Source organism: Fibrisoma montanum (assembly GCF_003583365.1).
Classification (GTDB): domain Bacteria; phylum Bacteroidota; class Bacteroidia; order Cytophagales; family Spirosomataceae; genus Fibrisoma; species Fibrisoma montanum.
The window spans coordinates 245,088-257,399 of record NZ_QXED01000001.1 but is presented as its reverse complement, the minus strand read 5'-3'; the positions used below and the strand labels follow the sequence as shown (position 1 = coordinate 257,399).

The window sequence follows — 12,312 nt, the reverse complement described above, 5'->3', positions numbered from 1 at the left end:
AGGCAGGTATAACGTTCGATGGTTGAAGTTCAGACATTCAGGTTATAAATCAAACGCCGGAACAGAAACTAAATGTTCCGGGATACGACCGGACCCGTTTCCAGATTCAATACGCCCCGTGGGCAAACGGCGGAGCAGATTCCGCAACCCACGCAGGAGGCCCGTACGACGTCCTGACCCCGCTGGGCGTACCAGCGCACATCGATGCCCATTTCACAATAGGCCGAACAGTTCCCGCACGAAATGCACTGCCCGCCGTTGGTTGTGATGCGGAAGCGGGATTTGAAACGCTGTACAATCCCGATATAGGCCGCCAGCGGGCAACCAAACCGGCACCACACGCGATTCCCCATCAGCGGATAAAAGCCCGTTCCGACTACTCCCGCGAAGATAGAACCGATGTAAAAACCATAAGCGCCCCGGACACTGTAGCTATCCAGGAAGCCAAGCAGGGTCGACTGGCCGGTGAAATACGTGTAAAACACCAGCAGCGTCATCACAACGGCAAAAACCAGTACGCTATGAACAACCACACGTTCGACTTTCCAGGCCACCAGCCGTTTGTCGGAGAGGTGCCGATACGGATCGCCGAGGGTTTCGGCCAGTCCGCCACAGCCGCAGACCCACGAACAGTACCAGCGTTTGCCCAGAAAGTACGTCAGCACCGGTACGCCGACCAGGGCCAGCACGATGCCCCAGACCAGCATAAAAATACCGAACGTACCAGCCTGGATTTTTTCCCTGATCTCGTAGTCGAAGAAGAAGTTGTAGTCGAGCGGCCAGATGTTCTTCAGATCCTGATACGGGTAGTTCAGCAATTGCAGCACATTCGGGATCAGAAAGGCGAATGACAATTGAAAAAACATGACCGATACCGTCCGAAGCTGCTGGTAGCGGCTGTGTCGGTAGTTGACCAGCATCCGAACGCCCATAACCAGAATAACGATGGTATACAGAGTGCCGTAGAGAAACCACTGGCTGGCCGGGCCACCGGTCACGAACCGGCTGACAGGATCGACCAGCAGGACCCAGTTGACAAGGTATTCGGGGTAAAAGTAAAGAACGATGTAGAAACCAATCAGAAATGCGCCCACACCGATGCCGATCCAGCCCCGGTCGGTGGCGGGATGTCGGTAGAGGTAATCATTCTTGATACCCGGCAGTTGTTTCAGGCCCGCGAGTCCGTAGAGTACTCCGCCCAGGCTCGCTACGCCAATGCTCAGCCAGAACCACAACCAGGCCGACCCGGTCGTAAACATACCCTGAGCAGCCTGTTGGGTTACGTTGAAGGTGTAGTTGTCGTAGATGACCTTATCCCATTGCTGTCGGGAACGAACGTCTTCGTTGTAGGCCTGGATAGCCGACCGGAAATCGTTTACAAAGGCCAGGTTGCTGGTATAAAGCCGACCGCTCATAAACGCCGTTCGCTCACGGATGATAGCCTGGTGTTCAGGTTTAACGACTGACGTAATGAGGTCGTCAGTGAGACGAAACTGACCCAGGCTAAGTGTAAAGATCCAAACCCCAAATCCCAGAAAAAACAGCGCTAAACCCAGTTGACGAAGTGCCAGCATAATGTATGATGATTAACAATCCCGAACTCAGACGAATATAGGAAAGATACGGGATTGGAACCCGTAAAGATTTTTGAGAACCTGTTTAAACTAAATTGTATTATGCTTGTCAAAGAGTTGGTTTAAGTGCCGTTTAGCAGATTAAAATTTGCATAATCTAAGAAATGGCATTAGGAATAATTGGCGGCTTACGTATATTTGTTTATAAACCGTATTGTACTAAAATCGAATGAAGACCATAACATACGCATCGCTTCGGGCCGAACATGCCTGGATGGTTGTCTCCGATCAGTTGCAGCAGCGCAACAACATGCTGTCGAAAGGTATATCGCATCTCGAACGTACACCTTCCGAATTGCCGATGGCGAGCCGCCTGATGATCCTACGTTACCATCTGCGTATGAGTTTACGGCAGATGACCCAGGAAGCCCGTCGCATGGCGAAGGAAGTCGACGACGTTGACGGGCTGCAGCAACAGTGGCTGCATGTTCACCAGCTTTTCTTTCTGTTGCGGCAGATTGACACCGAACTGAGTCGGGCTGCTACCGAAAATGAAACGCTCCGCGCCTGGGTCGAATCGCTCGAAGGGCGCGTGTACCGGTCGGCCCTTGTGCATCTGAACTAACTGATTCTGTCCATACATTTTACAAACAAAAGACGCCTTTTCGGGCGTCTTTTGTTTGTATGGCGGGCTGATCAACCGGATCAGCGTCCAAATTTCATGGCCTGTTCACTTACCGTCTGGTTGGTAGTGTTGCCCGATGTGATCAGCACCCGGTGGCGGAACGTTACTGACTGGCCAGCCGGCAGGGTGTAGTTCATGGCAGGGGCTTTGCCGCCTGACATCACCGACGGCGCCAGCGGATTAGCGGCAAACAAACCATACCCCCGGGCGTGCCAGTACGTTGGATACCCTACGTTCTGCGGGTGGTCGAAGAGCACCACCGACACCGGCTCGCCGTTGATGGTTCCGGTCAGGTTGACCCACTTGCCGCGCGTTCCCCAGACCGCATCGCCCTCAACGCCTTCGCTGCTGACGTACTTGCCCGTTACGCCCGCGTTGTTCAGGGCCGGGACTTTGGTAGCCACGCCCTGGGCATCGGTAAAGACTTCGGGCTTATTTGACGGATGCTCAAGTTCCCGAGCCACACGGATGGCGATCATACCCTCCTTGTTGTCTTTGAAAACAACGTCCTTATCCAGTGCTTTCAGCGTCGTAACGTGATCGATGGTACGGTCGGTAGCGCCGGCCCGAAACATGAACGTAGTCGTTTCCTGCAACATCGGTTTGCCGTCTTTATCGAGCCAGTCGGCCGTAACCACCAGTTCGCCCTGGTCTTTGCCGCTTTTCATGCTTTTCACGCCCGTGTGGACGATCGTACCGAAGGGACCCTTGTGTTCCGGCCCGATGGCGGTTGAGTTGTTCCAGAAATCGTGGCCGTTTACGTCGCCGTAGTTGAACCACATCCCTACGTGGTGCGGGTGGTCAACGCGTTCGCCCGGACGCGGGTCCATCGGCCAGCCGCGGGTAACGGGATTGCCACCGGCCGATAAAATCGGATACAGCACTGCCTTTTTCAGCACCGAGGGGCCAGGGTAGATATAGGCAGTAAACGGTTTACCATCTACCGTCACCGATACGCGTTTCTGCGCTTCGTCGTGGGTAAGCTGAATACGTTGCTTGCTCTGGGCAAACGTAAGCTGGGCAATGCAAAGGAACGGAACAATCAGCCGGTTCATTGTCGGTTGGCGTTTAAGGGAATACGTTTCGGCAACGCTGGTAAAAGCAAATTGCCCGATACATTTACCGGGCAATTTGATAAAGAAACGTGAAACCGGAATTTACTGTCCGAGCAGGATTTTGTTCGTTACTTCCTGATCGATTGTAATGTAACCAGGGTAGTTGATCTGTTTATTGCCCAGGGCCAGCGTCGGTTTGATCTTGATCGTCAGCTTCGACGGTTTGGTATCCTGCGCACCCGACAGGTTCTGCACCAACTGGCCAAAGGCATCGCGCGTTTTCGGATCAGTAAACAGCTGGTAGGCGTTGGCGTTGATACGTACCGGCACGCGGACGCGGCCACCGCCGGGCTGAACTTCAATGCGCTGGTTCAGAAAGCCGCTGAACAGCTCCTGCCCGGCAAGCAGAATTTTGTATTCCAACTGGTCGATGCCCGCCAGCCGGTTAGTAGGGTTGGTGATATCAAGGTTGATCCGGGCGTCGAGCGGTACGTTGCGGGTCAGCAAACCGGCCGCCAGGCGCGGAAATCGGGCTGGGTTGAGGTCTTCAATTTTGCGGAACTGCCGAATATCGACGCCGGCCAGATAAACGCTGTCGGCCGAAGCAATGGTATACCGGCAGTCACCCAGCGCTTTTGCCTGGGCCAGTTGTTTATTGACGCTGCATTGGCTGAACAACAACGGCAGCGCTGCCAGCGTCAACAGTAAAACAAATCCTTTTTTCATGGCTGATTCTCTATCGTTTGTCTATAAACGTTCGACAACCGGTAAAGGGTTTGGTTTAATCAACGCTTTATGAACACCATCTGGGCTCGGTCTGCCTTGGCTACCTGTCTTCGGAAAGCGACCCATTCTGAATAATCGGTTGCCGGAAAACGGCCGCTGTGCATGGATACCCGACGGATGTATACCAGTTTGTCTCCCTCAATGGTGGCGTGGGCCGAGTACTTACCGAATTTTGATTCGATAGTGAGCGGTTCTAGCCGGAATTCCGGCGTAAACTCTTTGGGTATCTGATACGTAATAGTATCGCTGTCTTCAAAGTTATAGCTGGCACCGAGGTGAACAGCCGATTGTCGCGGTTGAGTAGCTGGAGCCACAGGGCCTAGTATCGACAGTAAGTTTAGTGGTACGAACAAGCGTGTTCCGCTCGGTGTTGCCCACTTTCGAACAGTCAGGCTCAGCGTTTCCGTAACGGCTGGAATACGTCCTGGTTCTTCCCGGATGGAATAGCTATCTAAGTCAAACGCGGGAATAGTGATCCGTTTCAGTAGCCAGCTACGCTGCTCATCACGGCTAAGGCCGTAGAGCGGCTGCACGTAGTTATCGCGCTGGAGGTTAGTACAATAGGTTCGTACGTCGGCGGTTGCATCGCCCTGCTCGGTCAGCTTTATACTGATCCGCCGTTGCTGCACGTTGTCGGTAGCCCGGTACGTCGGGGTCCGAACCAGTCGACCACCTTCGGGCATAATAAGCAGTACGTGCCGGTTTCCGGTGAAATCGCCAACATAACCCGCTGGATCATGGCCGCTGGTGCATTCCAGAAACAAGGTGTCCTGTTCGGTAGGTACGCACAAAAGGACATGGTTAAAATGGAAGGAGGGAAAATCTACGAGTACGTCGGGCTGGCCGTTGCCGGCCCTGACGAGGGCCGGGTAGGCGGTTACGCCCACGGCATTAAGCAGCGCTTTTGTATAATTGGTTAACGCTTTACAATCGCCGTATTTGCTTATCGCAACTTTTTGGGCTTCGATGGTCTGCCAGCCGCCAATGCCTAGCTGAACACTCACATAACGAGTTTGCTCCTGCAAGAATCGATAGATGCGCTGCACTTTACCGATCGTTGTTTTCTCGTCAGCCGTCAGAGCCGCCACTCGCTGGCGCAGGTCGTCGGGAATTTGGTCGCGGCCCTGGTTGAGCGTGTAATAAAAGCGACTGATGTCAGCCCAGTTTTTCAGATTGCCACGGTAGCCCTGTACCTCAAATTCGGTTGGAGCTGTGTATACCGCTGGTTGCCGCTCACGACCAGGGGGGGCAAATGGCTCAGCTTCAACAGCCGGGCGGTTAAGCAGTTTCCAGACGTAGTGCTGGCCTCCATCCTCGGCAGCGCTCAGGGCCACCGTTCCGGGCATATTCAGCTCCTTGTATCGCAGAGTTAGTCCTTTGGGCATGGTGACTTTAAACACTGCCTGCTCAACAGATTGATGCTCTGAAGATTGAGGAACCCAGGTTGGATAAAACATCAGATTGCGTTCAGTTGTCTCAATCACAAACTCAACCGTGTAGGGATAGGAAGGCTGTTTGGGAAACTTTGCCGATTTATACCGCTGGTCGTCAAAGAGGTTATAATCGGCGTACGTACTGAAATCGTCGATGTCGCTTTTTTTGAGCTTCTTGATTACGTTGCCATTGCCATCGTAGAGGACTCCTGTCAGTTCGGTCACTTTGGAGAGCTTGTCGTAGCCCACTATCGTCCTGGCATGCTCATCGCCCAGCTCGTCGAGGATAGTAACAACGCTATGAATACGTTGGGTAGCTTCACCTGCCGACCGGACACTGAACGTAGTTTCGTGCCAGCGAACAACGGTGTGTGCATTTTCTGTCAAGGCCGCCGGAATGGTACTGGCCAGGTACATATCCTGCGTCCTGGCGCTGTGAGCTGCCAGGAAGGCCAGAATCACTAAAATAGTTTTCATGGAGGTGTTACGGCTCTTTTTTCTCGGCGAGTGATACCCGTTTCAGCACGACCTGCTCGGCGTGCTTAACTACGATTTGGCTGAATAATTCGCGCAGGTAAGGGTATTCTTCGGCAAAGTACAGGGGCTTACGTAATGAAACGCGGCTAACTAGCTGAAGCTGTCGGCCATTGAGGCCCACCGAATAAAGGAATCGACCTTCATTGTTGGGCAGTTTGACGTTGATCATCTTGGGTAGCTCGTCTACTTCGTAACCATCGGGTAAAGTATACGTAGCGGAAAACGTCTCGTCAATCATAACCCCAAAATCCACCGGAAATAATCGTTTCGGATCTTTAAAGGGATTTTCAAGGCGGCTTTCCGTTATCATCGGTTTGAAATAGAGCCGGTCGCCGACCCGCGAACAGGCTTCGGGAATGGCAACGGTATACGTAACATTAAATATTGTGGACTGACGTTCGGCACCAGCAACCTCAACCTGGTTAACCTGCCAGGCCGGCCGCTTTTTCTGTTCGGCATCCAGATACTTAGTCCGCCCCTCAGTGGCAAACTTTTTCTGGGCGCTCCAGGCACTATATCCACTGTGTGAGTGCGTGATGGTGCCGGTCATATCGCCATCTGCGTTGATTGTTAACGTTGCCGACTTTGATTCAATGTCCGAATGGATGGGAGCCAGAGACACTAATCGCCCAAGTTTAGGGCGAACCAGCCGACCAATTCCGTTCAGGCAATGCAGAGGAAGCATACCTGGTTTCAAGTACGGATCGGTCGCATCCAGCAGGAGGTCTTTACCCCCGACGGTTACGTGGGCGACGACATAATTAAACATACGCAGCAGGGCGAACGCTTCGTGAACCCGGCCGTGCGAACGGGTGCTCAGAACAACTGGATTTGCCTCAATGTTCATTTCCCGCAACAGGGCCACCAGAAGCAGATTGATATCGGCGGCATCGCCTTTTTTGGCATCGAAAACTCTCTTGATGTTCTCCGATAATACCCCCGGTTGCTCGTCCCATTTGATCGACTGACGAACAAAATCGTAAGCCGCCGTTACGCGAGATAACGTGTCGGTGTGCTGGGAAAGAAGCCGTTGAGCCGTTTCTTGCAGAAACCCGGCTCGTTTATACTGGCCGCCAAACTTAGGATGATCGACAAGGGTTTGGTCAAGGGCTTCCCAACTGATCGAGAGGTCGTGCAAACCTCGTCCCGGAAGAAGATAACTGGCTAACTCGAAATCAATCTTCGACAAGTAGTCATCGTCGGTTGTTATGTACGATTCATCCTGAAAAGCAGGGGCATCTTTTACCGCAAAACGATAGGCAATGGCGTTGGCGCTGGGCTGGCCGGTAAACAACGCCACCGTTTGATTCTTCTTTTCATTGACAGCAAGGGGCAAATAACCGCCCAAAATCATTTTGTAATAGAAGTAGTTGGGAATTACGATCCGGTATTCGCTCCAGTTTACGGGAATATCCTGCTGGAAACGCCATGTACGAGGGTTGTAGTTGACACTGAAAGGCGTACGAATGGTGTACTTGTACTCGATAATGGACCCTTCGCGGACGTTCGGTAACGTGAATTTTTCAAGCCATACGTCCTCGGATGCCTTTTCACTGAACTGGCCGTCTTTGGTAAGTTTAGTAATCGCCAGATCGCCATTGACTAAATTGTAGGTATAGCCTTCAACTGATCCCAGAAATTCATGCTGCCCATTCCGGCCCCGCCGAGTAGAAACCTGAACGGTAGCTCTGGGGTAAGCTGACTTCCGGCGAATGAGTAATCGGGTATGGCGTGTAAACTCCAGCCACAACTCGTTCGACACTACATCGATGTTTACCTCGCCCAAGTCATAGAGAACAACAGCTTCGGCGGTTGAATCCACGGATGGGCTGGTGAATTGATCGACGGTAATCTTGCCAAATTTGATTGAGGGAGCCGCATCAATGGTTTTCTGGGCAATGGCTGTACTGACTTGGAGCAGCATACATACGACAGCCAAGACCAGCAGTCGGCCTGGAAGAGTGGGTTGCATGAAGTGAATAATGATGTGGTAGTTCCAGTAAAGCTAACGTAACAAACAGATCAATTATGTACTAAGTATACTATGAGACAAACGTAATACATTACTCGATTTCGTAGCTAAAATTTCATCATATCACCCACAAATTCATTTTACGGTAACAGTCAGGCCTACGGTTATCGGTACACCACAACTCCGCCGGCCGGTACGGTCAGCTTCACGGCTTTTCCGTTCCGGGCTTCAACCACGACTGATGTGTTGCGTTGTGTTGGCTCGGTCGAAAACAGGCAGGTCAGTTCGCTGCCGGTGGTGTGCAGATCGTTATCGATGGTAACCCAGGCGGTCCGGGCGTTCTGCGGATCGGTATTGATGGCGCAGACGACTTCCTCCTTGTTGAACAGCCGCGACCAGGGAACCACCGAACGGATCTGAGCGCCCAGCATCACCGGCAGGCCAAACTGCGTGCCGTTGCCGGAAATGGGTCGCAAGTACTGACGACCCCGCCGAAGAGCAATATGCTGTCGCCGGAGGGCAAGCAGTTGGGCCATGACTTTATAGGCCGGATTGGTTTCGTTGAAGAAATGCCGGTTTGCCGACCGGAACGCCCCAAAATCACCCCCGAACATCGACTCCCGAATGTAGCGGTCGTTGCCCCCGGCGCCGTCGAACGCCTGTTCGGTACCGTAGTATAAACACGGAATGCCCAGCGTCAGAACGTTCAGCGCAATGACGGCCGCAATCTGCCGGTCTGCACCCGGATCGGCGCAGAACCGCGCCTTGCTGGTGCCTTTCCGAACCTGATCGTGGTCATCAAAGAGCGTGACGACCCGGTTGCGGAACCACGTATGCGAGCCTTTGTTGACCAGCTCCGAATTCCGGAACAGATCAAAATACTCGGTCGGATTACGAAACCCCTTGACCAGATATTCCAGCTTGTCGGGTATATCGTCGATTCCCAGGGCCGCGTTCAGGCCGGTTAGTTCAAGGGTTGTGAAAGCCCGGCTGCGTCCCCCGGTAATCTCGCCGATCTGGTAAAAGTTTTCCTTGCCGATGGCCATGGTAAACTCCCGGATAACCGCCGTAAAATAGCGGGTTGCCCCCAGGTCCATGTGCTTGACCGTATCGATACGGAAGCCGTCAAGGTCGGCATAGGCAATCCAGTATTTATACACCTCAGCGATGGCTTTCAGAGCGGGGGAGGGCTGATACGTATCCAGCGTACCGGTACCGTGCTGAATATCTTTCAGGGATTCAAAGTCCCCTTCCAGAAACTCGGGGTCATTGTCCCAGAATTGAATTTTACCTTTCTGGGTAAACGTGTCCGGGCGCTGAAACTCGCGTGGCCAGATTGCTCCATCCGGCCAGGCTCTACCGTCAACGGCGAGGTCAAGTTCCCGAAACGGCAGTGATGGCGTACCGGTTGCGTCGCGGTAACCGGCTACTGGAAAGGTTGAGCCGTTGAACACCGGCTGGCCGTTCGTGGCGTAGGCAAAAACATCGCCCGCGTGGTTGAAAATGATGTCGAGGATAACGTAGATGCCGTTCGCATGGGCCGTATCGACCACAGCCCGCAGGTCTTCGCGGGTGCCGAAACGCGGATCAACGTCCAGGAAATTCTGGATGCCGTAGCCGTGGTACGTTGCCTGCGATGCTACCTGCTTAAAGATCGGGCTGATCCAGATGGCTGTGATGCCCAGCCGCTTCAAATACCCGATTTTACTTTGCAAGCCTTTGAGCGTACCACCCACGAACCGGGTGCCGGCTTCCCGCCATTGGTTCGCCTGGAGTTCCGTTTGCGTAGCATTACCCGCATCCGAAGGCTGAAACGGGGGCGTGGTGCCGCCGGGAGCTATGTGGCCGTCGTTGTCGACGTAGCCCTGCTCCTGACCATCGGAAAAGCGGTCGAGCATCAGAAAGTACAGGGCCTGATCTTCCCAGGCGGCAGGAGACGGATGGAACGGTTGATTGGTCAGGCTCGTGAAGTCGAGTTCAGCCAGGCGTTGGGGCGTATTCATAGCAGAAGAAGGTTCGGTTGCGGGATAACAAGGTAACGTATTGGTACGAATGCTTTTCGAGCCATTTAGGCTACGGTATATGAGTTGACAGACAGGTCTGGATTGGCAGGATAATAGTCGCAGGTTTACGTCGACGCGGTAACGTATATAGTAGGCGTGAGGCCGTTTTATAGGTAAAAAATCGTTTGAAGTAGGTTGTTGTCAATGCAGATGGCGGAGACGGCCATCGCACGGATCAAACCGCCAAATACGGGTCGCCAGGTTCAGGCGAAAGCGTCAACAGGCGACAAACAGGCCGATTTAGTGATCTGCGTATGAGGGATTTAATTGATTAGCTGGTACGTTTAAAGCCTGACTGGACAGGCTCGCTTGTCTATGATCTTTATGCATTTATGAAGTTTGCAAATTAGCCGATTTTTTTCTATACCTTTGTTGTACAGATCCATCCAGCACTTTCATGAGCAAACTGACCGCCGACGACCTCATCTACGGGTACATCAACGGTATCTTTCCGATGGCCGACGCGGACGGTACGCTCTATTGGTATGCGCCGGACCCCCGGGCTGTTATTCCAATCAACTCCTACAAACCATCGCATTCGCTCCGGCCTGTTCTGAACAAAAAGCTGTTTGAAGTACGTATAAACACCGATTTTGAGCAGGTAATGCGTAACTGCGCCGTACCCCGTTCGGCCTTCGACAGTACCTGGATTTCCGACGAAATTATAGATGCTTACACTGAACTACACCGGATGGGTTTAGCTCATAGTGTGGAAACGTATATAGATGGACGTTTAGTTGGCGGGCTCTATGGCGTGGCACTTGGCTCCGCTTTTTTTGGGGAGTCTATGTTTCATCAAGTCAGTAATGCCTCCAAGGTGGCGTTCCACTACCTGATGATGATGTTGCAGGAGCAGCAATTTGAATTGCTTGATACTCAGTTTATAAATGATAACGTTCGGCGATTCGGTGCGGTCGAAATTCCGAAGGCTGAATACCTCAAGCTGCTCAAGTCGGCGCTGCGTAAAAAAGCCCGCTTTACCGAACCCATTCTCGAACACCTGTTTAAGAATCACGCCGGCGATTAAGCCAAAATTTGTGGCAGCACACTCAACCGTGTTCATCGACGCAGCCGCGCTGCCTATCTTTGCCGCATGGCAAAGCCTGTTCTTGTTCTAAAATTTGGTACCGCGTCCATTACAAAAGCTACCGGCGAACCCAACGAGCCGGTTATGGTCGACATTGCCCGGCAGGTAGCGGCCCTGCACGATCAGTACCGTATTGTGCTGGTATCGTCGGGGGCAGTGGGGGCCGGCAAGGCGTTTATCCGCGATTATCGGGGCGATATTACCCAGCGCAAAGCAGCCGCGGCCATCGGAAACCTGTTGCTACTGAATCAGTATTCCCGCTTTTTTTCCATTTATGGCATTTCCATTGCCCAGAGCCTGTGCGAACGACACCACTTTGCCAACCGCGATCAGTTTCTGCAACTTAAGCAGACCTACGAAGAACTCTGGGCCAATGGCATCATCCCGATCGCGAACGAAAACGACGTAGTGAGCAACCGGGAGCTGAAGTTCTCGGACAACGACGAACTGGCTACCCTCATTGCAGTCGGTTTTGGTGCCGAGGTCTTGATGCTCTGCACGTCAGTTGGCGGGTTGCTCGATGCAAATAGTCAGATCATCCGGCACGTAACGGCTTTTGATGAAGCGGTTTTCAGCGTGGTGCGAACGGATAAATCGGCGCTGGGACTGGGCGGCATGGCCTCCAAACTGACGTTTGCCAAACTGGCGACCCGCATGGGTATTCGCGTGGTCATTTTTGGGTTGAACGAGCCGGATAGCATCCGGAAAGCGTTACAAAGCGAAACCGGAACGAATTTTGTTCCCCAGCCAACGTCTCTATCGGCCCGAAACCGCTGGCTGGCGAGTGGTAGTCTGGTGGTCGGCCGGTTGCAGGTCGATGCGGGCGCTGTCCGGGCGCTTCAGCAGCGACGTAGTCTGCTGGCGGTGGGTGTGCGGGCCGTGTTGGGCGAGTTTGCGGCCGGCGAGATGATCGAAGTGCTGGACGAACAGCAGGCTACCGTAGCGATTGCCCGGGCGCGGCTTTCGTCTGACAGCCTGGCGCAACAGGGTCAACTTCAAAATGTTGAAGTGGCAAATGCGAATGATATTGTACTTTTGTAGGAAGAAAGGAGGAGAGGGAGGAAGGGGACGAAAGGTAGTAGGTTTTCCCTTCCTCTCCTCCTTTCTTCCTTTCTCCTTT

At 53.0% G+C, this 12,312-nt stretch carries 9 protein-coding genes; 3 read left to right on the top strand and 6 right to left on the bottom strand.

All coding sequences use genetic code 11. The annotated features are described in order from the left end of the window. Positions 1–68 precede the first annotated feature (68 nt). Positions 69–1,574, bottom strand: a complete 1,506-nt coding sequence (locus DYU11_RS01135; protein ID WP_119665808.1) for a 4Fe-4S binding protein — start codon at positions 1,572–1,574, stop codon at positions 69–71. Between the two features lie 229 nt (positions 1,575–1,803). Between DYU11_RS01135 and DYU11_RS01130 the strand changes: the two genes are divergently transcribed. Then, the gene (locus tag DYU11_RS01130) at positions 1,804–2,199 is read left to right on the top strand and encodes a hypothetical protein (protein ID WP_119665807.1); all 396 of its coding nucleotides are present in this window, start codon (positions 1,804–1,806) and stop codon (positions 2,197–2,199) included. Between the two features lie 80 nt (positions 2,200–2,279). Here the strand turns inward: DYU11_RS01130 and DYU11_RS01125 are convergent, their stop codons facing one another. The 5 genes from DYU11_RS01125 to DYU11_RS01105 form a co-directional block, all read right to left on the bottom strand. Then, entirely contained in the window at positions 2,280–3,314 is a 1,035-nt protein-coding gene (locus DYU11_RS01125) for a DUF6807 domain-containing protein (protein WP_119665806.1), read from the bottom strand. 102 nt (positions 3,315–3,416) lie between these two features. Beyond that, positions 3,417–4,040: an LEA/WHy family protein gene (locus DYU11_RS01120; protein ID WP_119665805.1), complete on the bottom strand. Its 624-nt coding sequence runs from the start codon at positions 4,038–4,040 to the stop codon at positions 3,417–3,419. 59 nt (positions 4,041–4,099) lie between these two features. Then, on the bottom strand, positions 4,100–6,010 hold the full coding sequence (locus DYU11_RS01115) for a DUF3857 domain-containing transglutaminase family protein (protein ID WP_229365653.1): 1,911 nt from the start codon (positions 6,008–6,010) through the stop codon (positions 4,100–4,102). Positions 6,011–6,017: 7 nt separating this feature from the next. After that, the gene (locus tag DYU11_RS01110) at positions 6,018–8,042 is read right to left on the bottom strand and encodes a DUF3858 domain-containing protein (RefSeq protein ID WP_119665804.1); all 2,025 of its coding nucleotides are present in this window, start codon (positions 8,040–8,042) and stop codon (positions 6,018–6,020) included. 164 nt (positions 8,043–8,206) lie between these two features. Next, entirely contained in the window at positions 8,207–10,045 is a 1,839-nt protein-coding gene (locus tag DYU11_RS01105) for an alpha-amylase family glycosyl hydrolase (protein ID WP_119665803.1), read from the bottom strand. Between the two features lie 457 nt (positions 10,046–10,502). On the opposite strand from DYU11_RS01105, the gene aat reads away from it, so the two are divergent. Both aat and proB read left to right on the top strand, forming a co-directional pair. Next, a complete protein-coding gene (aat, locus tag DYU11_RS01100; protein ID WP_119665802.1) occupies positions 10,503–11,132 on the top strand; it encodes a leucyl/phenylalanyl-tRNA--protein transferase in 630 nt (209 codons plus the stop codon). Between the two features lie 66 nt (positions 11,133–11,198). Next, the gene (gene proB / locus DYU11_RS01095) at positions 11,199–12,233 is read left to right on the top strand and encodes a glutamate 5-kinase (RefSeq protein ID WP_119665801.1); all 1,035 of its coding nucleotides are present in this window, start codon (positions 11,199–11,201) and stop codon (positions 12,231–12,233) included. Positions 12,234–12,312 lie beyond the last annotated feature (79 nt).

Coding starts and splice junctions, on each gene's coding strand:
- DYU11_RS01115 (WP_229365653.1), bottom strand. CDS start 6,010: ATGAAAACTATTTTAGTGATTCTGGCCTTCCTGGCAGCTCACAGCGCC.
- aat (WP_119665802.1), top strand. CDS start 10,503: ATGAGCAAACTGACCGCCGACGACCTCATCTACGGGTACATCAACGGT.
- DYU11_RS01120 (WP_119665805.1), bottom strand. CDS start 4,040: ATGAAAAAAGGATTTGTTTTACTGTTGACGCTGGCAGCGCTGCCGTTG.
- DYU11_RS01130 (WP_119665807.1), top strand. CDS start 1,804: ATGAAGACCATAACATACGCATCGCTTCGGGCCGAACATGCCTGGATG.
- DYU11_RS01135 (WP_119665808.1), bottom strand. CDS start 1,574: ATGCTGGCACTTCGTCAACTGGGTTTAGCGCTGTTTTTTCTGGGATTT.
- proB (WP_119665801.1), top strand. CDS start 11,199: ATGGCAAAGCCTGTTCTTGTTCTAAAATTTGGTACCGCGTCCATTACA.
- DYU11_RS01110 (WP_119665804.1), bottom strand. CDS start 8,042: ATGCAACCCACTCTTCCAGGCCGACTGCTGGTCTTGGCTGTCGTATGT.
- DYU11_RS01125 (WP_119665806.1), bottom strand. CDS start 3,314: ATGAACCGGCTGATTGTTCCGTTCCTTTGCATTGCCCAGCTTACGTTT.
- DYU11_RS01105 (WP_119665803.1), bottom strand. CDS start 10,045: ATGAATACGCCCCAACGCCTGGCTGAACTCGACTTCACGAGCCTGACC.